We start from the raw sequence: 21,450 nt of genomic DNA on the forward strand, positions 1-21,450 counted from the left end.
GCGGGGGAGTCGATGGAAGAGTTATTGCCTTACTACGAGCGCGAATTGTCGTTTCTGCGACGCTATTCGCGCGAATTCGCCCAGCGCTACCCGAAAATCGCGGGCCGTCTCGCCTTGACCGGCGAGCACTGCGAAGACCCGCACGTCGAGCGCATGATCGAGTCGTTCGCGCTGCTCGGCGCGCGTATCAACAAGCGGCTCGACGACGATTACCCCGAGTTCACCGAAGCCCTGCTCGAAGTGCTGTATCCGCACTATTTGCGGCCGTTTCCTTCGTGCTCGATTGCGCAACTCGGCACGCCGGGCGCATTCGGCAATCTCACCGAGCCCGTGTTGATCGAGCGCGGTACCGAACTCAAGTCGCGGCCGATTCGCGGCGTGCAATGCCGCTTTCGCACGGTGTATGACGTCACGCTCGCGCCGATCCGTATTTCGGAAGCGCGCTTCATGCCCGCGGCAGGCGCGCCGAGCGCGACCGTATTGCCGCAAAACGCCAGCGGCATCATTTCGATCACGTTCGAATCCACCGCGCCGCAATTCGATCTGGGCGCGTTGAAAAGCGGCAAATTGCGCGCGCATCTGCAAGGCGAGCAATCGTTCATTGCGGCGCTTGGCGACTGCCTGTTCGTCAATGCGATTGCCGCGTACGCGGAGCCCGAACGCAACGGCCGTTGGCGCGCGCTCTCGTCGCTGCCGTACGCGCAGGCGGGTTTCGACGAAAGCGAAGCGCTGATCGATTACCCGGCGAAATCGCATCCGGCCTATCGGCTGCTGACCGAGTATTTCGCGTTTCCCGAGAAGTTCGATTTCGTCGATTTCAATCTCGACGCGATGACGCGCGCAGTGGGCCGGTGCCGCCGTCTCACGCTGCATATCGTGTTGAAAGACGTGCGCGGCGACTCGCACGCCGCGCGTTTGCTCGACGCGCTCGCGGCGCATCATCTGCGGCTGTTCTGCACGCCCGTCGTCAATCTTTTCAAGCAGCACGGCGAACCCATTCGTCTCGATCATCAGGCCGTGTCGTATCCCGTGGTGGCGGAAGCACGCCGCGCCTTCGCCTACGAGGTGTATTCGATCGATTCGGTGCAACTCGTGCGCCAGCGCGCGCACGAGGAATCGGTGATCGAATTCCGCCCGTTCTACTCGTTGCGTCACGGCGAAGCCACGCGCGCGGGCCATTACTGGTTTTCGCGCCGCGACGACTGGGTGGCGCAAAAGAGCCCCGGCTACGAAACCGAAATTTCGATCGTCGATATCGACTTCGATCTGGTCGAGAAGCAGGCGGAAACGTTGAGTCTCGAACTCACCTGCACGAATCGCGATCTACCGGCGGGACTCGCCATCGGGCTCGAAGGCGGCGATCTTTTCATCGAAGGCGGTTCGATCACGAGCAGCATCGCGCTGCTGCAACGGCCCACGCCGTGCGTGCGCTTCGAGCGCCGCCAGGCCGCGCATTGGCGGCTCATTTCGCATCTCGCGCTCAACCATGTTTCGCTGGCGAGCGAGGGCGCGACGACGCTCAAGGAAATGCTTTCGCTGTATGACTTGCGGCGCACGGCGGTGTCGGCGCGCCATGTGGACGGCATTGTCGATATCGAGCAGCGCGCGGCCGTGCAGTGGCTGCCCGGCAAACCGTTCGCCACCTTCGTGCGCGGGCTCGAAATACGGCTCACGGTGGACGAGGATCATTTCGTCGGCACGAGTCTCGGCACCTTCGTGCGCGTGATCGACGTGTTCTTCGGTCTTTACGTGCACATCAACAGTTTCGTGCAACTGGTGGTCGTCTCGCGGCGCACCGGCGAGGAGATCATGCGATGCTTGCCCCGCAGCGGCGAATCGATTCTGGCGTAATCGGGCGGCTGCTCGAGGAGCCGCATCGCTTTGCGTTTTTTCAGGCGGTGCGCCTGCTCGAACGCTGGTTCGTCGATCACACCGAAACGCGGCAGCGCGATGTGCTGCCGCATCGCATTGCGTTTCGCAATACGCTCTCGCTGGGTTTTCCGCCGAGCGAGATCGAAGGCGCGACGTCGTACGACGCGGCCGGCGATCCGCTCGCGGGCGCGGAGCAGCGCGCGGCGGCGCTCGTGGCGGGCGAACTGGACAGTGTGGACATCACGCCCGCGTTCTTCGGTTTGCTGGGCGCACAGGGCGCCTTGCCGCTCAGCTACACCGAGCAGATTGCCGCGCGCGAGCATTTGCGGCGCGATCGCGCCGCGCGCGAATTCTTCGACGTGTTTTCGAATCGCGCCACGGCGCTGTTCTACTCGGCGTGGAAGAAGTATCGCCTCCCGCTCCATTACGAGCTCGATCGCGACGAGCGCTATTTGCCGCTGTTGCTCGCGCTCGCGGGCGTGGCCAGCGAGACCTCGCGCGACGGCCTGCACGAGGGTGCGGGTGCGATCTTCGACGAGTCGATCGCAGGGCACGCGGTGGCTGCGCGCCATCAGCCGGTGTCCGCGGCGTATCTGCGCAATTCGCTCTCCGACTATTTCGGCGTGCCCGTGCGTGTCGAGCAATTCGTCGGCAAATGGTACGACGTGCCACCCGATCAACTGTCGATGCTGGGGCAGCGCAACGTCGTGCTGGGCGCGACGGCGCTCGCGGGCGAACGGGTCTGGCAGCGCGACATGCGCGCGCGGCTCGTGATCGGGCCGCTTTCCAAGGCACAGTACGAGGCGTTCCTGCCCGGCGCCGAACATGCGATCGCTTTGGAGCGCATGCTCACGCTGCTCGCGCGTGTGACGCTCGAATACGAAGTGCTGCTGATCCTGCGGCGCGAAGACGTGGGTGGCAGCCGGCTCGGCGCGGGTGCGCGGCTCGGTTGGGACGCGTTCCTCTCTACTCACGAAGCGGACCGGGATCGCTCCGACGCGCGCTACGAACTGCACGTGATTCACTGACCACGCAGACACGCGATACACGCAACCACAATAAACGAGGCCACAGCGCACACCATGAGCACGCCCCTGAAGACCCTGATCGCGAAGCTCGATACGACCAGCCGGCTCGCCGCCGAGCGCGCCGCGAGCCTGTGCCTGTCGCGCGGGCATTACGAAGTGGACCTCGAGCATCTGTTCCTTGCGCTGCTCGACGCGCAGAAGAGCGATCTCGTGTGCGTGCTGCGCCATGCGCGTGTCGACGCTCACGCGTTGCGCGCCGATCTCGAACGCGAGTTGCAGCAGCTGAAGTCCGGCAATACGCGCACGCCGGTGTTTTCGCCGCATCTGATCGCGTTGTTCGAACAGGCGTGGCTGATCGCGTCGCTCGATTCGCATATTGCGCGTATTCGCTCCGGGCATTTGCTGCTCGCCTTGCTGAGCGCGCCCGATCTCGCGCAATTCGCGCAGCGCATGTCGGCGCAATTCGCGGAGGTGTCGGCGGCCGATCTCAAGCATCGCTTCGACGAAGTGACCGAAGGCTCGGAAGAGGCGGTGCAGCCGGAAGGCGCGCGCACAGCAACTTCGGCCAGCGCGAATGACGCGGTGGCGGGCGTGGCCAATGGCGCGTCGAAAACGCCCGCGCTCGACACCTACACGACGGATCTCACGCAACGTGCACGCGACGGGCATCTCGATCCGGTGATCGGCCGCGAAGCCGAAATTCGCCAGACCATCGACATTCTCATGCGCCGCCGCCAGAACAACCCCATTCTCACGGGCGAGCCGGGCGTGGGCAAGACAGCCGTGGCCGAGGGGCTCGCCTTGCGGATCGCGGCGGGCGACGTGCCCGAACCGCTGCGCGGCGTGGCATTGCGCGTGCTCGACATGGGGCTGCTGCAGGCGGGCGCGAGCGTGAAGGGCGAGTTCGAGAATCGCCTCAAGAGCGTGATCGACGAGGTGAAAAAGAGCCCGCATCCCATCGTGCTTTTCATCGACGAAGCGCACACGATCATCGGCGCGGGCGGGCAGGCGGGTCAGAACGATGCCGCCAACCTGCTGAAGCCCGCGCTCGCTCGCGGCGAATTGCGCACCATCGCCGCGACCACGTGGAGCGAGTACAAGAAGTACTTCGAAAAGGATGCGGCGCTCGCGCGGCGCTTCCAGGTGGTCAAGGTGGAAGAACCCGACGAAGCGATCGCCGCCGCCATGCTGCGCGGTATCGCGCGCTTGATGGAGTGCCACTTCAACGTGCGCATTCTCGACGAGGCGATTACCGAAGCCGTGCGCCTTTCGCATCGCTACATCAGCGCGCGGCAATTGCCGGACAAAGCGGTGAGCGTGCTCGACACGGCGTGCGCGCGCGTGGCGCTGGCGCAAGGTTCGACGCCTGGCGCGATCGACGACGGCAAGAAGCGGATCGAACGCATCGAAGCCGAGATCGCCAGCCTGGAGCGCGAAGCCGTGCATGGCGCGGCGCACGAGGAGCGTCTCGCCGAACTGCGCGAACATGCCGCGGCCGCGCGCCAGGAAGTGGCGGATCACGAAGTGCGCTACGGCGAGGAGCGCGAACTCGTGACGCAGATCGCAGCGCTGCGCGAACGGATCGACGCGGCGCGCGAGGATAATACGTCATCCGAACGAATTCGCGAGGCCGACGCGGCGCGTGAAGCGCTGCCCGCGCTGCTCGAACGCCTGAACGCGTTGCAGGGCGATGCGCCCATGGTGCCGCTGCAGGTAGACGCGCACGCCGTGGCGGAAATCGTCGCGTCGTGGACCGGCATCCCGCTCGGCCGCATGGTCAAGGACGAAATCCAGACCGTGCTCAACCTCAAGCCGCTGCTCGCGGAGCGCATCATCGGCCAGGATCACGCGCTGGAAGCGATCGCGCAGCGCGTGCGTACGGCGGGCGCGAATCTCGAAGATCCGAACAAGCCGCGTGGCGTGTTCATGTTCGTGGGTCCCTCGGGCGTGGGCAAGACCGAAACCGCGCTCGCGCTCGCTGACATTCTCTACGGCGGCGAACGCAAGCTGGTGACCATCAACATGAGCGAGTACCAGGAGGCGCACAGCGTCTCGGGGCTCAAGGGTTCGCCGCCCGGCTACGTGGGCTATGGCGAGGGTGGCGTGCTGACCGAGGCGGTGCGGCGCAATCCCTATTCGGTCGTGCTGCTCGACGAGGTGGAAAAGGCGCACCCCGACGTGCTCGAAATGTTCTTCCAGGTGTTCGACAAGGGCACGATGGACGACGCCGAAGGGCGCGAGATCGACTTCCGCAACACGCTCATCATCCTCACCTCGAACGTGGGTTCCACGTCGGTGATGCAGGCCTGCCTGAACAAGCCTGAGGAAGACATGCCCGACGCGCAGGCGCTCACGGAATTGTTGCGTCCGCAACTTTACAAGACCTTCAAGCCCGCGTTTCTCGGCCGCATGAAGGTCGTGCCGTATTACCCAATTTCCGACGACGTGCTCGCCGAGATCATCGACCTGAAACTCGAACGCATTCGCCGCCGTATCGACGCCAATCATGGCGCAACCTTCGAATGGGACGAGTCGCTGGTCGACGCCGTGCTCGCGCGCTGCACCGAAGTGGATTCGGGCGCGCGCAACGTCGATCACATTCTTAACGGCACCTTGCTGCCCGAACTCGCGCAGCACATGCTCGAGCGCATTGCCGAGGGCACGCCGCTCCTGCGCGTTAGCGTGCGCGCCGACGAGAGCGACGAGTTCGCCTACACGGTCGAATGACGCGTGCCTGAAACCGACTGAGTCAAACGATGTCCACCGATACCGAAGCGCTGCTGGCGCCTGTTAACGACACCTCGCCGTGCGGCGACGATCTGCTGTTCTCGTCGGATTTCGACGCGATCCAGCATGCGCGCCGCTTCGACGACCCCTCGCTCGACCAGGGCGAGTGGATCACCGAAATCAAGGAAGCTGACTGGCCCTTCGTGATCGAGCGCAGCAGCGCGTTGCTGCGCTCGCAAACCAAGGATCTGCGTCTTGCCGTGTGGCTCACCGAGGCGCTGGCCATTCAGGAAGGCGTGCCCGGTCTCACGCAGGGCTACGCGCTGCTCACGGGGCTCGTCGAGCGCTACTGGGAGACCGTGCACCCGCTGCCCGAAGGCGACGACGTGGAATATCGTCTCGGCAACGTGGCGTGGCTCGCGGCACGCTCGGCCGAACTGCTGCGCTCGGTGCCGCTCACCCAGGCGGGCACGGCCTATAGCGCGATCGACTGGGAAGTGGCCACGCACGTGGCACAGGCAATCAAGCGCGACCCCGACCACGCCGACGATATCGCGCGCGGCAAGCCTTCGGTCGAGCAGATCGAAGCCTCGAAGCGCACGACGTCGCCCGCGTTCTATCGATCGTTGCTCGCGCAACTGAAGACCTTCGAAACGGCGCTTGCCGCGCTCGATACTTCGCTGGATCGCCATGCGGGCGAACATGCGCCGAGCTTTCGCCAGACGCGCGACGCGTGCGAGAGCGTGTACCGGCTCGCCGAGCGTTTCGCACGCGACGTGGGCGTGGACGTTCACGCGCCAGCCGCCGTGCCCGCGCCCTCGCTTTCGCCCGACGAAGCCGCGCAAGCTGCCGCGCACGAACGCGCGGAACCGAGTTTCAAAACGCCCTTGTCCGCCGAGGAAAGCATGACGAACACGATCCGTATGCCGATCCGCACGCCAGCGGGCATTCAAACCCGTGCGGACGCCGTGGCGCAATTGCGCGCCGTGGCGGCGTTCTTTCGCGAGACCGAGCCGCATAGTCCGGCTGCGTATCTCGCGGATAAAGCCGCGGCATGGGCCGAGATGCCTCTGCATCAGTGGCTGTCGAGCGTGGTGAAAGACGATGGCACGCTCTCGCACTTGCGCGAAATGCTCGGCGTGAAACCCGACGAAGGGCATTGAGCGTCGCGCGTGAATTGCGGTTTGACTCGCTCGCTCATCGGACGTGAATAACAAAGCCAACAAGGGACACCATGCGTGAAGACACGCTCGCCACCGAGCACGCCGTGAACGCCCATTCGCGCGCGTCGATTCTGAATGCCGCGGTCGTGATGCTCACGCTGGGTGTCGTGTTGCTGGCGATCGCGGCGGTGTGGGCGGGCACGTCGTGGTCGTCGATGCGGGCGATGACGCCAACGCAAGCGACCGTGGTGCGCTTTCTGAACGAGAGCGGCGACTTGCGCAGCTTTCATCCGGTCTTTTCTTTCGTTCCCGAGAGCGGGGCGCGCGTGGAAGTGGAGGGCCATACCGGCTCCACGCCACCGGCTTACGAACTCGGCGAGAAAGTCACGCTCTACTACCATCCCGCCCATCCGTCGCAGGATTATGTCGTCGACAATTTCAGCGAGCGCTGGTTTCCCGTTTCCATCACCGCTGCGCTGGGTCTGGTGTTCGCGGGCATTGGCGCGATTGCGCGCGTTTATCCGCGAGATCGGGGCGGCGCACGCAAGGCGCCGCGCAGCGTCGCGCAAAAGCGCCGGGCAATCCATCGTCGCAATGTGCTGATCTGTTTCGCGCCCATTGCGATCGGCGCGATCGCGTTAGTGATTGCCGCTGCATTGCTCGTGCACGAGCTTCATCTGTCGAGTCGGTATGTGCGAACCACGGGCACCGTGCTCGGGTTGAAAGAGCGTGCGTGCGCCTACTCGCGCAAGCACCTCGATTCGGCCGTGGTGCAGTTCACGAGCGCGAACGGGCAACCGGTCACCTTCGTGCAAGGGTCGTCGTCGATGGGGAATACGTTGACGGCGGGCGAGTCGGTCGATGTCATGTACGACCCGAACAATCCGCTGCGCGCGCAGCTCGTCACGTTCGGCGACCGCTGGGGCGCGGCGGCGATTCTATGCGGGATCGGCGCGCCGATGGTGGCGCTCGGTGTGTGGTTTTTGTACGGCGTACTCGGCTTCGGCGCGGGCAAGAAGAAGCGCTAGACGAGTGGCTCGCGCGTGGCGCGCGAGCCCGGCGAACTCACCGCATTACAGACCGGCGCGAAACTCGATGCGCCGATTGCGCGCGCGGCCGTCGCTCGTGTCGTTCGAGGCGATCGGCTGATCGGGGCCCACACCCGTGGTCGTCATCTGTTGCGGTGAAATACCTTTGGTGACGAGATACCCCTTCACGGCGTCGGCGCGCGCCTGGCTCAAGGCGATGTTCGACGCGCGATTGCCCGAGTTGTCCGTGTGGCCGATGATGTCCACCGTGCGCGTGTTCATCTTCGCGAGCACGGCCGCCATCTGGTCGAGAATCGCGCGGCCTTGCGGCGTGAGCGTGGCGCTGCCCGTTTCGAATTCGATCGTGCGATTCGCGAGCGTCTGGTCGAGCAGGCCCTGCTCGGAGGTGCTCACGCGCAAGCCGTTGCGGATCGTATAGGTGGGATTGAGTGCGTTCGCCATGTCGCTCGCGATTTGCTGGCGCGTGGCCTCGTTGCCCACTTCGCCGCGCACGTCGATCTGCGTGCCGTCGATCTTCAGCTGTCCTTTGTGAATCTGCTTGAGCTGGGCGTTGAGCAGTTTCTGGATGTTATCGGACCAGTTCGCGGGCGTGGACACTTCGCCCACTTCGATCTGATCGACCACGTTGCCCGCGCCGTACGTGTCGCGCAATTTCGCGAGCACGGCGGCGTGCGTGGCTTCGTCGGGCACCTTGCCGCCCGCGACCACCTGGCCCGGCGCGGCGTTGACGGGCGCGGGTACCGAGGTCACGGGTGCGTTGGCGCGCGGCGCGGCTGCGGGCATCGATCCGGGCAACACGGTCGTGCGCACCTGCGCGCCGCTGTTGTCCACGGGCGTCACGCGTGCGGGACTCGCGTCGTCGGCGTACGCGGCGGCACTCGCGAACGCGAGCAAGGCGGCCGCGAAGGGCGCCGCGAAGGGTGACTTCAATGATGCGGCAATACCGGCCATCGACTTACGCCCGCCGCGCATGATTCGCCTCCCCGACGAATGCTTCGAGGAAGGTGTCGATCGCTTGCCGCAACGACAATTGCGGCTGATCGAGGTAGCTGACGAGTTTGCTGATGCCATGGTCGCTTTGTGCGTGGTCGTTGACCCACTCGGGATCGTCGATGTCGATGTTGTGAGCGGCGTAGGTTTGCGGATCGACGACGCTATGCAGCGTTTTCGCCGAGGCGCCGTTGAACCCGACGATCAGCCGCTCGCGCTGCGCGATCGTGCCGATGAAAATGGCCAGCTCGAAATCGGCCTTCGAAACGAACGGCGCGATCAGTTCGAGCCAGAAGGCCGCCACGAGGCTGCGATAGAACGGGTCGGTCGGCAGCGGCAGCGTGAGCCCGCGTTCGAGATGCGAGGATCCGCTCGTCATCACCGGCCGCAGCAGCGAGCCGAGCGCGAGCATCGCGCCGCGCAGGCGCACGGGGTGGCCGCTCGCGAGCAGCATCTGTTCGAGACCGGAAAGCGTCTGGTGCTCGATGAAGTCGTTGAAGGTGCCGTCGTGCGAATTGCCCGCGCCGCCCACGTCCACGCTCACATGGGTTTCGCCGAGCGCGTGCAAGGCACCCGAAGGTTCCGTCGAAGCGAGCAGCGGCTGCATCTGCGAAGCCGCGCGCGACCAGAGCCGCGCGAACGCGAGCGGGCTGCGCGCGAGAAACGCGAGCGGCTGCTCGACTTCGAGCGCGGTGGCCGCGAGAAACGGAAAGCGCCGCGAAGACTGGTCGTGGCTCGCCACCATGTGACCGGCAATCGCGAGCTTGCTCTGCGAGCCGAGAAACGCGAAGTGCATCGGCTGCGCTTCTTCGTAGACGATCTTCCAGCGCGGGTCGTCGGCGAGCAGTTCCATCGCCTGGGCGATCCAGCGGTCGAGCGTTTGCAGCAACTGCGGATTGTGCGCACTCTTGACGAAGTCGCCGCGCGACGGAATCTTGCCGAAATACGCGATCTGCGCCTGAACGGACTGCGTCATTGCGCGTCTCCTCCTTGTTGGGACGTGGGCGCCGCCGCCATGGCGGCGGGTTGCGCGCTGGCCGGCGCCGCGCTTGCGGCCGACGCGGACGCCGCAGGGTTCGCCGCGCCGAGACTCGCGATCGACGAAGGCAGCTGCACGCCGCGCAAGCCTTGCTGCTGCGGAGCGTCGCCGTTCGCGGCCGTGGGCTGCGAGGTGCTGATGATGCGCATGCTGACCGAGACCGTCACGTTGCCCTGCGTCCACGAAAGATCGAACGTGCCGTCCGGGTGGCGCGTGCGCTGCGCGGAGTTGATGAGCTTCTCCAGACCGAAGCGGCCCGGCTCGTTCACGAACTGGATCGTGCGGCCGTCGAAGGTGGTCGCCGTGAGCGTCGCGCCCGGCGAGCCCGACGGATTCGGCCACACGAAGTTGGTCCACTGTGGCGGCGTGTTGCGGTAACGCATCTGCTGGCCGTCGATAGCGATCGTGTACTCGGTCGTGCCGCTCGACGGCTGCGGCAGGATCTGGAACACGGTCTGCGGTTCGCTCGCGCCGCCTGCACCCGCGCCCGCCGCGCCACCTGCGAGCGGCGCCACCCAGCGGCCGAAGCCGTTGGTGAAGTCCGGCGTGAGCGAGAGCCCCATGTCGCCCCAGGTGCGCGCGCTCAACGTGTCGCCGCGGCGTACCGCGAGCGGTCCGAGCGTGGTGCTGACGAACTTCGAGATCGCGCCGTCCGGGCCGAACATCTGGCCGATCTCGCTCGCGCCCGCTTCGACCTTCGCGTTGCCGGAGAACGGATACTTGTTCGCGAGCGACGCCTGGAACGGCTGGTACACCTGCGCATTCCACACCTTGTTCACTTCCACGCTGGCGGGCTGGATCACCACCGCGTACGCCTGCATGAGCGGGCGCACGAGCAACGGACGCAGCGCCTTCTTCTGCGGATCGGTGAGGCCCGTGAGCATCTGTTCGTCGACGAATTTGAGCGAGTCCGACAACTCGGAACCGTTGCCGTCCAGCGTTTGCTGCATGAGCTGGCGCGCGCCGGGTCCCGGATCGCCCTGGTTCTTGATCGTGTTCAAACGCGTGCGCACCTTCGAGAGCGAATCCATATAGCCGGCGAGCAGCGAGCCGTTGTCGTGCGTCACCACCATGCGGCCGAGACCTGCGAACGCCTGGCCGATCGGGCCCGTCGGCAGTTCGACCGGATTGCCGTTGATGTCGACGTTGGCCGCGAGGTCGCCTGCGTTGCCGCGCGTCACGCTGTTCGAGGCCCGCGAGAACCACTGCTTGAACCAGCCCGTCACGCCGCTTTGCGCGCGCTTCAGCCCCGCGTTCACGAGCGAGGGGTTGTCCCAGGAAGTCTGGTCGTAAGCGGTTTCGAGCACCTTGCGGATGGGCGAATCCTGCGGGTCGCCGAGCCGGTTCATCGCATCCACGGCCTGACCGAACGTGCCGAAGTCCTGCACGGCAATGCCCTGCATGAACTTCTGCCAGTTCTGCGCGTACTCGGTCTTGTACATCGAGACGAGTGCCTTCTGGATCTGCTCGGGGCTGCCTTCGAGCGTGAGATCGTCTTGCGCCGAGGTGTTGAGCACCCAGTCCTTCGCCTGCAGTTCCTTCGTCGCTGCGTCGCGAATCGCGGGCTGCACGTACTGGAACCACGCTTCGCGCGTGAAGGTGCCCGGAATCGCGTAGCTGCCCGCGACCAGCGAGGTGTTCGCATCGCCGACGATGCGTGCCACCGTCATCGGCGCGAAACGCGTGGAGGCGCGCGCCTTGATCTCTTCGTACACGCGCTGGCGCGCCGGCATGCCGCGCACCACGTGACGCAGGTTTTCGCGGGTCTGGTCGACGAGCGCGAGATTCTCGTCGATCATCGGCCAGTCGTCGTCGTTCACGCGCGAGAGATAGAACGTGATCATGCGTTCGGCGCTCTTGATCATGTCGCCGCGCGGCATGTTGCCGCGATTCGTTTCGAGCCAGCCGCGCCAGAAGCGCGCGATCTGATCGGTCAGATGCGCGGTTTCCACGTGACGCTTGTCGGAGAGCATCAGGTAGGTCTTGAGCGCGTTGTACGCGTCTTCGACGCTGGTGGGCGAGGCGTCGCTATAGAGGCCGCCCTGGCTCGTGTTCGACATCGCCGCGTGCGCCGAGACCGGCACCGCGCCCGACTCGGGCGGGTGCGAAAGCGGGGCGAGCTGATCGGGATGCGCGTCGACTTCCTTGAGGAACGAGGCGAGATTTTGCGAGACCGGCGTGAGCATGATCTGCCGCACGCCGCCGTAGTACTCCTGCAGCAGATGCGCTTCGAGACGATCGCCCTGATACAGCCCGAGCGAGACCGCGAGCGGACGGCTGCGGCGGAACTGTTCGAGCTGCTCGATGCGGTCTTCGAGAATGTCCATGGCCTGCAAACGCGATTGCAGGTCGTTGCGGTTCTGCTGGAGGCGCTGCACGTTGTCGAGATCGGCCTGCACGTTCGCGACCAGTTGCTGGTTGCCGATCGTGGACCACGCCCAGCCGCCCAGCGCGAGCGCGAGCACGGCCACGAAACCGAAGAACGTGGCATAACGCAGGCGGGTTTTCGCGGGACTCGCGAATTGCCGCACCGTCTGCCGATCGGCAAAAATCACCTTCGAAAACAGGTCGCGCAGGAAGAAGCCGTTCTTCGAAAACGCGCTATGCGGCTTGGGCAGATTCTCGGCGCTGAGATCGAAGCGGTTGGCGATGCGCTGCGCGGCCGCGCTATTGGTTTCGCCTTCCTGCAATGCGCTCGTGAAATAGAAGCCGCGGAAAATGGGCTTGTACTGGAACGGGTTGTTTTCGAACAGCGTGGCGAGGAAGGCGCGCAACGCGGGCTTGATCGTCGAGAATTCGAGCGGGAAACTCAGTTGGCCCGGCGAGAGACTCTTGCCGCGACCGATCGACATCTGCGCAATGCTGATCTCTTTCAAACCTTCGTACAGCTCTTCGAAGCGCTCGTCGAACAGCGCGACGATATCGCGCTTCTCGTCGGGCTCGTAGGGCAGGGTGGCGCCCCACACACGGTCGTACTCCTGGCGCTCGCTGCCGCTGAAGAATTCGGTGAAGCCGGTAATGAGGTCGGCCTTCGTGAACATCACGTAGACCGGCGCGAAGACTTCGAGCTTTTCCGTGAGTTCCTGCACGCGCTGGCGCAGGTTCTTCGCGAGATTGATGGCGAATTCGGGGCGATTGCCGGTGAGTTCGGCAATGCTGGCCGTCACGATGATGCCGTTGATCGGCGCCTTCGGGCGAAAACGCTTGAGCAGGCCGAGAAAGCCGAGCCATTCGCTGCGATCTTCCTCGTGCACCGAATAGCGGCCCGCCGTATCGAGCAGAATGCCCTCGGTCGTGAAGAACCAGTCGCAGTTGCGCGTGCCGCCGATGCCGTGCACCACGGCTTCGTGCTTCTCCGCAAACGGAAATTGCAGGCCCGAATTGAGCACGGCGCTGCTCTTGCCCGCGGCCGGATTGCCGATGACGATGTACCACGGCAGTTCGTATAGCGCCGAGCCGCCCGACATCTGGCCGATCTTCGAGGTCTTGATGGTCTTGACCGCTTCCACGAGGCGCGTGCGCAGCACGTCCAGTTCCGCCTGCTTCGCGGGCGCGGCCGTGGCGCTTTCGACTTGCGCCTGCTGTTCGAGCATGTCGCCGAGCTTGCGGTTCGCGCGATGCACGCGCGCGCGGCGCACGAGCCACACGACGAGCCAGATCGCGAGCAGCGCACCGAGTACGATCGCGGCCCAGATGAGCCCGATCTGCAAGGAGTCGGCGGCAATGAACAGCACGGCGGCGAGCGCGATCACGCCGATGACGGAGAGCGTGCGCGTGTGAGTCAACACGTTGAGGATGCGTTGCATATGCCGGTCAAGTCCTGGTGCTGAGTGTGCTGTGTGAGGTGTCGGGGGCTGCCGCGGCTTGCTGCGCCGCTTCTGGCGTCGTTGCTGGCGTCGGCGGCGTCATGACGAGCGCCGCGCGCGTGGGCGTGTCGGCGAAGGTCGAGGCGAAGGTGGCGGCGAGTGCCGCGCGTTCGGTGTCCTTCACACGCTGCGCCGCGAGCGCGACGGCGAGCAGCGCGTTGGCCGCGCCATTCGCGCCGCACGCGACGTCGAGCGCGAGGGTGTCCGCGAGCGGTTCGAGTTTCGGGAAGTGCTCGCCCGCGCCGCGTGCGAGTTCGACGGCGTGGTCGGACTGCGTGCCGCTATCGGCGACGATCGTGCCGATGGTGTCCGCCGCCGCTTGCGCATTGGCCAGCGCGGGTGCGATGCAGACGCCGAGCGCTTGCGTGCTGGTGGCGGAACAGGTAATGAGCGCGAGCGGCGCGGGCGCGGCGCCGTGATCGCTCGCCATGTTCGCGTCGTCGCGAGCGGGCGCACCGCGCAGCACGATGGCGGCGGCGGCTTCGCCCGCGATTTCGCCGTGCTGGCGGCGCGAGGTGTAGAGCCGTTCGGCCAGATCGGCGCGCATGATGGCTGCCTCGCTCAATGCGCTATGCGTGGCGGCCACGATGTGCCAGCCCGTGACGCCCGCGTCGCGTTGCGCGTGATCGAGCGCGGTGATGGCGAGATCGAGTTGCGTGAATGCCGTGCCGGGCGCGGCGTCGCGCACGGGCGTCACGTCGAGTTGAAGGCGGGTCTCGAATGCCGTCGCGCTGTCTCGCAGATACTGCGCGAGCGGTGCATCGAGCGCGGCGTTCCAGTCGCGCGGCACGATGGCGTCGAGCCGTACGCGGAGATTCGCGTTCGCAGGGGCGTGGCCGGGCAAGCTGGCGGCGACGGGTTCGAGCGCGTCGAGCACGGTGTCTTCGAGCAAGGCGATGGCGCGTTGCTCGTCGGGGTTCGGTTCGACCGTGGCGCCGCTCGCCTTCCACGCGGCGCGCAGTGTGTCGAGGCGCGAGTCGTCCACGCTTTTCACGCGCGCGGCGAACACGGGAAAGCCCGCGCTGTCCGCAAGCGTCGTGTCGAGCGGCGCGCGTGCGCCTTCGCTCAGCGCCGCGAGTAGCACGGCAGCGTCGTTGCCGGGCGCGGCGCGCACGCTCGTGTGCAGGACGCTCGCGCGTTGCAGGCGCGCGGGCGGCGTGGCGGCTTGCGCCTTCGCTGCGGTCGCGGCCACGTTGGCTTCGGGGTTGCGGCTCGCGGGCAGCGGCGCCGCGGCGGTGCGAATGCCGTCGATCGCGCGCCGCATGAGCGCATACGCGACGATCAGCCCAATGGGCAATGCGAATAGATAAGCGACGATGTCGCGCGACGTCGGCATGCGGTTCGTCTCGTGCCACCAGACGAACACCGCGAGCCAGATGAGCGCGACGATCGCGAAGCCGAGCAGGGCGCGTTGGAAGAGCGTGCGCAACATGATTCAGGCGCCCCGCGCGAGCGCGCGCAAGACGAGGCGAGCCCGGCCGGCCGGGCTGGGACGGGCCAGCATGATCAGCCGACGTGCGAGGAGGACTGCGAGGCGATCAGCGTCGCGCCGCACGAGGTCTTGTCGCCGTCGCGGGCCACGGGCTTGCCGTCGATCAGAAGGGAGGCGTCGCCGGTCACGATGGTTTCGTCGTCCTTGTGACGCGGGCATTTCACCTTGTCGCCAACGCACGCGATGTTGCGGCCACCCGTTTGCGCATGACCGGAAGCGGTAATGACAGTGCCGCCATGATCGGTCTTGTCGCCAAGCAAAATGAATGAACGCCCCATATAACCCCCTTTATCTTTTTCGTCGCACGCGCATTGGCCTCAATTGTCCTCATTGGCCATTCTTCGGCGCGCGACCGAGGACGAAACCGGGTTTGTGATATTCGACGTGACCCAGATCCATCAATTTCCATCGACCGCCCCAGGTCAGCCCTACCTGCTCGGCCACTTGACCGTATAGCTGATAGCCGCGCATTGCCCAAGGATCTTTTTCTGAAATGACGAGCTTGCCGTCGCGCAAAAATGCGTTATCCGCCGCGAGTCCGTATTGGTGATAGCTCTGGAACGCCGCGGCATTCGTGACATTGCCGCCCATTTGCGCAAGCCGGTTTTGTCTTTCCGGGCTTCGATAACCCTCCAGTAAAGCCATTTCATAGCCGTATTGCTCGCGCATAATTTTGTAGACGAGCAGCAATCGCGTGCGGAAATCGGCATCGAGCAAATTCCAGTCGCGGCTCGCGTCTCGCAACGCGGGCCGAATCTGCTCCACTTCCCTCGTGGCAAACACCTCCGGAGGCAGTGGCGGCGGCGGCACGAGCTGTTCGCCATTCAAAAGCGCGGCGATTTTCTCGTCCGGTACGCGGGCCGTGTCATCGTATTGAAATAACTGATGACCGCGCAACGTAATGGCAATCAGCGGCGGCGTCGCAAGAATACATGCGGTAATGAAAATCAGCAAGCGCCGCTTAATCAGTATATTTTTCATATCGGCAATTCTTGATTGGGAATTTTTTGCCGATTTAAAAAAATGACTGCGCGCGTGTGTAGCGCTTGCCGTGGCGCGACGCATGACGAGACTATGCAGATCGAATAGCGCGCTGAATACCGTTGTGCGCACGGCCGGCAACAGCAATAGCGCGGCTAACGATACGACAATGGCGAACCAGGCGACGAGAGCAATGGCGAACAAATGGAAACCCGCGACGTAGGCAATTGTTTTTTGTAAAGCTTGATTTTAGAATCAGGCCTGCCCGAAGACGGGCCGCTCCGTATTATTACGGTGAATTCAGCCCGATTCAATGAGCACGATTCGAATGAGACAGTGAATGAGTGCGCCGGATACCCCGACTCCCAAAGCTGCACCCAGCCTATTAGGCGACGCCCCCGCACCCGCGGCGGGCAAGACCGCTGCCGCGCCCGCGAACGGCTCGCGCATCCTCGCGAACCTCGAGGGCCGCGTCGTGCCGCCCGCCGCGCCACCGCGCGCCACAGGCCGTTCCGGCAAGGCCGTTGCGCTGCTCGCGCTCTGCCTGCTCGCCGTGGGCGGGTTCGGTGCGTGGCACGTGTACGAACGCGGCACTGGCGCGAGCGCCACGCGTAGTACGCAGCCCGCGGCCGCCGACAACCCCGCAACGAAGCCCGCGGTCGTGGCGGCGGCGAGCGTGCCTGCCGCTGCGCCGCAAACCGCCACCATCGTCAACGACGACGATGCCGATACGGCGAGGCCAGCCGCGGCAGCATCGTCGGCGGGTGACGACAACCGCCTGTCGCGCGCGTTGTCCGATGGCGCGAAGGACGATGCGAATGTCGCGGCGGCGAGTTCGGCGCCCGTGACGGCGTCGACGGCTTCCTCTACGGCGGCGACATCGGCCAGTCATAAAGAGGCCGAGGCGAAGGCCGCATCGCACCACGAAACGAAGAGCGACGCCAGGGCCGAAGCGAAGAAGGCGCATCACGCGGCGGCGGTCGCGCAGGCGAAGAAACGCGAGGCGCATCGCGCGGGAACGAAGGACGATTCAGACGCCGACCTGCTCGCGGTGCTCGTCGCGCGCACCAAGCCTTCGGACGGCAAGGCCGACGCGCGGCCTGCGAAAACGGTCGCGGCCAGCGCTTCGCTCGCGCAGCAGATCAAGGCGTGCGGACAACGCGGCTTCTTCGAAGAGCAACTGTGCCGCTGGCGCGTTTGTGACGGCCATTGGGGCAAGGACGCGGCCTGCCCGGCCGCCGCGAAGGCGAACACCGAGCACTGAAGTCCTGCAAAACCGGCGCGTCGTGCGCGCGCCGGTTTTTCTTGCGGTGACTACCTGGTTATCCTGACGATAATTCCATGCATTGCACGCGCGCGGGCAGCGCTCGCCGAACGTGCGTTCACACCACGTTCAGCAGTGAGAGCGCGGTTTCCTGCAACGGCGCCAGCACGCGTTGCAGCGCCTTGTCCGCCGACTCCTTGCCGATAGGCATATTCGTGCTGAGCGCCGCCACGACTTCGCCGTGGCGATTCTTCACCGGCACCGCGAGCCCGCGCACACCCGACTGCAATTGCTGTTCGACGATGGCATAACCGTGCGCGCGCGCCGTTTGCAGCGACTCCAGCACGCGCGGCTTGCTCGTGAGCGTATGCGGCGTGAACGGATGCAGGTCGGTGGCGTCGAGCCATTCGCGCACGGCTTCCTGATCGGGCCAGTGCGCGAGCAGCACCACGCCAGGCGAGGTGAGCGGCGCGGGCACGCGCGCACCCAGCACGAAGCCCGTGGTCATCACGCGCGAGGTGCTGTTACGCGCGATGAAGACGAGCTCCCAGTCGTCGAGCACGCTGATATAAACCGCCTCGTTGATGCGCGCGCTCAATTGCTGCAAATACGGCTGCACGAGTTTGGGCAGGCGCGCGGAATCGAAATACGACCAACCCACGCGCAGCACGCGCGGCGTGAGACTGAACTGCTTGCCGTCGCCGTGGAGATAGCCGAGATGCGCGAGCGTGAGCAGATAACGGCGCGCGGCGGTGCGCGTGAGACCCGTGCGCGCGGCGGCTTCGGAGGGCGTCATGCGCGCGTGCTCGCTGTCGAACGCTTCGAGTATCGCGAGGCCTTTCTCGAGGCCCGCAATCCAGTCGCGCCGGTCGAGTGGCGGACGATCCATAGGTCGAATTCCGTTGATTGACGTGCGAGACGCCTAGTTTTTTTGCGCGGGATTTTGCACGGGGGCTTGCGCCGCGGGTTGCGTGGCGTGCCCAATGGAATGTTCCGCAACACGCGCCTGTTCGAGCGCGACGAGATTGCCCTCGCCGAAGCCCGTATCGCCGCGTCGCTCGATGATTTCGAGCGCCATTTCGCCGAGCCCGCGCCGCACGAATGTTTGCAGCAGCAAACGCGGCGCGCCGGGCTGGCTCGTGTCGCCATCGACGAGAATATGGCGCTGCTGCAGTGCCGCGACGTCGAGGCCGTGACCGGGCAGGCGCGCGTCGAGTTGCGCGTAATACCCGGCGGGCGGCTGCACGAATTCGAGTCCTTCGCGGCGAATGAGGTCGACCGTGGCGAAGATGTCGTGGGTGGCGAGCGCAACATGTTGCACGCCGTCGGTGGCATGCTCGTGCAGGTAGCGATGCATCACGGCCGTGCGCGGCGCGCCTTCCTCGTACACGGGAATGCGAATGAGATTGCCCGGCGAGACAATCACGCTCGACGCTTGCGAGACATGCCAGTTCGCATGCGCTTCGGGCAATTCGGAAAAATGCAGCACGCTGCGATAAAAGTCCTTCCATTCGGCGAGCGTGCCGCGACTCACCACTTGCGTGAAATGATCGATGGTTTTAAGGCCGCAGCCTTCCGGCTCGGCTTGCACATCGTCAATGCCGGGCTGCGGCAGGAAATCGACATCGAATACCGACTCGCCACTCGGTTGCATGCGCGGTTCCACGCCCGATTCGTTCGTGCCGGTTTTCCCGCGCCAATGCTCGACGAAATAAATCAGCGAATGGCCAATGCCTTGAATGGCGGGAATGCGCAATTCGTGCGGGCCGATCTGTTCGTGATCGAAACGCCAGGCGCCCCATTGAATGGCGCGCGAATACGCCTGCTTCGCATGCGCCACCCGCATGCCGATGGCCACGACGCCCAGCCCGTTGACGTCGGCGAAGCGGCTCGCGAAGGTGTCGGGCTCCGCATTGATGAGGAAATTGATGTCGCCTTGCCGGTACAGCGTGACGGCCTTGCTGCGATGTCGCGCGAGCGCGCGAAAGCCGATAGCCGTGAACAGGCGCGCGAGCGCCTCGGGGTCGGGCGTCGCGAATTCCACGAAGTCGAGGCCGCGAATGCCCAGCGGATTGGGGTCGAACGGCGTGTCGGTCATGAGTGGCGTTCCACAGAGGCTTTGGCGTGCGCTTGATTCTTGCGTTGACTCTTGCGCTCGACTCTTGCGTTGAATCGCGCATTTAACGCGCGCTTTAAACGGGCTTTTAAAGGCCGGCGTCAATGGCCGGGTTGAGGCTTCGGCCCGGCGGGATTGCGCGCAGTCTAACAAGCGCTTCTCGGCGGAGGCAAGCGGGCCGCTAAAGCCGTTCGAACCACCGTTTCGCCCATTAAGGGATCGGTGCAAACCCGGAAAATGACCGATAATCGCACCAATGCGTTCGATTATCGCACGGCGACGTTCGATGAACCGTTGCTAGCTCAATGCGCTTTGCCTATTCTTGTCGCACCGTCGCGCAATCCTTTTTCCTCTGGATTACAACAATCTTCGAGACACGCTATGACCTTCGCACTCCATTCCTCCGAATCGCAGGGCGCGCCTTCCGCCGATTCAAAGATTGAATCCAGCGCCCAGAAAAGCCGCGCACGCAAGGCCGCCATTGGCAGCTTCGTCGGCGCCGTGGTCGACTGGTACGACTTCCTGCTGTACGGCATCGTCGCCGCCCTGATTTTCAACAGCGAGTTCTTCCCGAAGATCAGTCCCGCCATGGGCACGCTCGCGGCCTTCGCCACGTTCGGCGTGGGCTTTCTGTTCCGTCCGCTGGGCGGCTTTATCTTCGGTCATTACGGCGACCGTCTGGGCCGCAAGCGCATGCTCGTGCTCACCGTCATGATGATGGGACTGTCCACCGCATTGATCGGCTTGCTGCCGACCTTCGCTTCGATCGGCTGGTGGGCGCCGGTGCTGCTCGTGTTGCTGCGTGCGATTCAGGGTTTCGCCGTGGGCGGCGAATGGGGCGGCGCGGCGCTCATGGCCGTGGAAAGCGCGCCTGAGAAGAGGAAGGCGTTCTACAGCAGCGGCGTGCAGGTGGGCTATGGCGTGGGTCTGATCCTTGCTACGGGCCTCGTGTCGATTCTCACGTCCACGCTCGACAACGACGCGTTCAAGTCGTGGGGCTGGCGTGTGCCGTTCATTTTCAGCGTGGTGCTCGTGGGCATCGGCTTGTGGGTGCGGTCGAGCATGGACGAGTCGCAGGAGTTCGTCGAAAAGGTCGAGAAGTCCACCCAGAAGGTGCGCTTGCCCATCGTCGAAGCGCTGCGCCAGAATCCGAAGGCGTTTCTGCTCATCATCGCCATGCGCCTCGCCGAGTTGTTCACGATGTATATCGTCACGGCTTTTGCGCTCAGCTATTCCACCTCGAATCTTCATATGTCGCGCCAGTTCTTCCTGAACATCGGCTTGCTGGTGGGCGCGGTGAGTATCGTGACAATTCCGCTCTTCGCCATGGCCGCCGACCGCTTCGGCCGCCGCCAGGTGTACATGACGGGCGCGATCATCGGTACCTTGTCGGCGGTGCCGTTCTTCCTCGCGCTCGACGCGCGTTCGACCGTGTGGATCGTGGTGTTCGCGGTGATGCTCGCCAACGTCGCGCACGATATGTGCGTGAGCGTGCAGCAACCGATGTTCACGCAACTCTTCGGCACGGAATACCGCTACAGCGGCGCGGGCGTGGGGTATCAGGTCGCCAGCGTGGTTGGCGGCGGCTTCACGCCGTTCATCGCGGTGGGGCTGGTGAATCTGGCGGGGGGTTCGTGGTATCCGGTGGCGGGTTATCTCGCGCTGGGCTGCCTGATTTCCGTCATCGTGGCGTGGAAGATGAAGACGCGCTAACGCCTCGTTTCATCTCCGTAACCGGGTGCGAGTCACGCGGCGCCTTCGGGCGCCGTTGTGCATGGGTGGTCTCATGAAATTGGCCGCTGCTGGCTCTAGGGATTCGCAGCGTTTCGCGCCAGAATAGCGGTTTTCGTGACCCCGGTTGCA

15 protein-coding genes are annotated in these 21,450 nt (G+C 64.8%); 7 read left to right on the plus strand and 8 right to left on the minus strand.

Going from position 1 to position 21,450, the window contains the following annotated elements:
• The first annotated feature begins 12 nt into the window (after positions 1-12).
• From tssF to FAZ98_RS32180, 5 genes are all read left to right on the plus strand, one after another.
• The gene (gene tssF, locus FAZ98_RS32160) at positions 13-1,851 is read left to right on the plus strand and encodes a type VI secretion system baseplate subunit TssF (protein WP_158957774.1); all 1,839 of its coding nucleotides are present in this window, start codon (positions 13-15) and stop codon (positions 1,849-1,851) included.
• A complete protein-coding gene (gene tssG / locus FAZ98_RS32165; RefSeq protein ID WP_158957776.1) occupies positions 1,815-2,900 on the plus strand; it encodes a type VI secretion system baseplate subunit TssG in 1,086 nt (361 codons plus the stop codon). The genes tssF and tssG overlap by 37 nt, the downstream gene beginning before the upstream one ends.
• A gap of 54 nt (positions 2,901-2,954) precedes the next feature.
• Positions 2,955-5,627, plus strand: a complete 2,673-nt coding sequence (gene tssH, locus FAZ98_RS32170; RefSeq protein WP_158957778.1) for a type VI secretion system ATPase TssH — start codon at positions 2,955-2,957, stop codon at positions 5,625-5,627.
• 29 nt (positions 5,628-5,656) lie between these two features.
• A complete protein-coding gene (gene tssA / locus FAZ98_RS32175) occupies positions 5,657-6,790 on the plus strand; it encodes a type VI secretion system protein TssA (RefSeq protein WP_158957780.1) in 1,134 nt (377 codons plus the stop codon).
• A gap of 71 nt (positions 6,791-6,861) precedes the next feature.
• Positions 6,862-7,818 carry a DUF3592 domain-containing protein gene (locus FAZ98_RS32180; RefSeq protein ID WP_158957782.1) on the plus strand — a complete coding sequence of 319 codons (957 nt, stop codon included), beginning with the start codon at positions 6,862-6,864 and terminating at the stop codon, positions 7,816-7,818.
• A gap of 45 nt (positions 7,819-7,863) precedes the next feature.
• On the opposite strand, the gene FAZ98_RS32185 is transcribed toward FAZ98_RS32180, so the two are convergent.
• From FAZ98_RS32185 to FAZ98_RS32210, 6 genes are all read right to left on the minus strand, one after another.
• Positions 7,864-8,790 (minus strand): OmpA family protein, encoded by a 927-nt coding sequence (locus FAZ98_RS32185; protein ID WP_158958659.1) that lies wholly within the window; start codon positions 8,788-8,790, stop codon positions 7,864-7,866.
• A 4-nt stretch (positions 8,791-8,794) separates the two neighbouring features.
• Positions 8,795-9,805: a type VI secretion system-associated protein TagF gene (gene tagF, locus FAZ98_RS32190; protein ID WP_158957784.1), complete on the minus strand. Its 1,011-nt coding sequence runs from the start codon at positions 9,803-9,805 to the stop codon at positions 8,795-8,797.
• Complete coding sequence (gene tssM / locus FAZ98_RS32195; RefSeq protein WP_158957786.1) at positions 9,802-13,674, minus strand: type VI secretion system membrane subunit TssM; 3,873 nt, start codon at positions 13,672-13,674, stop codon at positions 9,802-9,804. The genes tagF and tssM overlap by 4 nt, the downstream gene beginning before the upstream one ends.
• Before the next feature lie 7 nt (positions 13,675-13,681).
• A complete protein-coding gene (locus FAZ98_RS32200) occupies positions 13,682-15,166 on the minus strand; it encodes a hypothetical protein (RefSeq protein WP_158957788.1) in 1,485 nt (494 codons plus the stop codon).
• A gap of 74 nt (positions 15,167-15,240) precedes the next feature.
• Positions 15,241-15,504, minus strand: a complete 264-nt coding sequence (locus FAZ98_RS32205) for a PAAR domain-containing protein (RefSeq protein ID WP_158957790.1) — start codon at positions 15,502-15,504, stop codon at positions 15,241-15,243.
• A gap of 49 nt (positions 15,505-15,553) precedes the next feature.
• A complete protein-coding gene (locus tag FAZ98_RS32210) occupies positions 15,554-16,411 on the minus strand; it encodes a M15 family metallopeptidase (RefSeq protein ID WP_158957792.1) in 858 nt (285 codons plus the stop codon).
• A 136-nt stretch (positions 16,412-16,547) separates the two neighbouring features.
• On the opposite strand from FAZ98_RS32210, the gene FAZ98_RS32215 reads away from it, so the two are divergent.
• Positions 16,548-17,471 carry a hypothetical protein gene (locus tag FAZ98_RS32215; RefSeq protein ID WP_158957794.1) on the plus strand — a complete coding sequence of 308 codons (924 nt, stop codon included), beginning with the start codon at positions 16,548-16,550 and terminating at the stop codon, positions 17,469-17,471.
• Positions 17,472-17,589: 118 nt separating this feature from the next.
• Here FAZ98_RS32215 and FAZ98_RS32220 read toward each other — a convergent pair whose 3' ends face one another.
• Positions 17,590-18,360, minus strand: a complete 771-nt coding sequence (locus FAZ98_RS32220; protein ID WP_158957796.1) for an IclR family transcriptional regulator domain-containing protein — start codon at positions 18,358-18,360, stop codon at positions 17,590-17,592.
• A gap of 33 nt (positions 18,361-18,393) precedes the next feature.
• Complete coding sequence (locus FAZ98_RS32225; protein ID WP_158957798.1) at positions 18,394-19,569, minus strand: 4-hydroxyphenylpyruvate dioxygenase family protein; 1,176 nt, start codon at positions 19,567-19,569, stop codon at positions 18,394-18,396.
• Positions 19,570-19,968: 399 nt separating this feature from the next.
• Between FAZ98_RS32225 and shiA the strand changes: the two genes are divergently transcribed.
• A complete protein-coding gene (gene shiA / locus FAZ98_RS32230; protein ID WP_158957800.1) occupies positions 19,969-21,300 on the plus strand; it encodes a shikimate transporter in 1,332 nt (443 codons plus the stop codon).
• Positions 21,301-21,450: the final 150 nt, after the last annotated feature.

Origin of the sequence: Paraburkholderia acidisoli (genome assembly GCF_009789675.1) — a bacterium.
Classification (GTDB): domain Bacteria; phylum Pseudomonadota; class Gammaproteobacteria; order Burkholderiales; family Burkholderiaceae; genus Paraburkholderia; species Paraburkholderia acidisoli.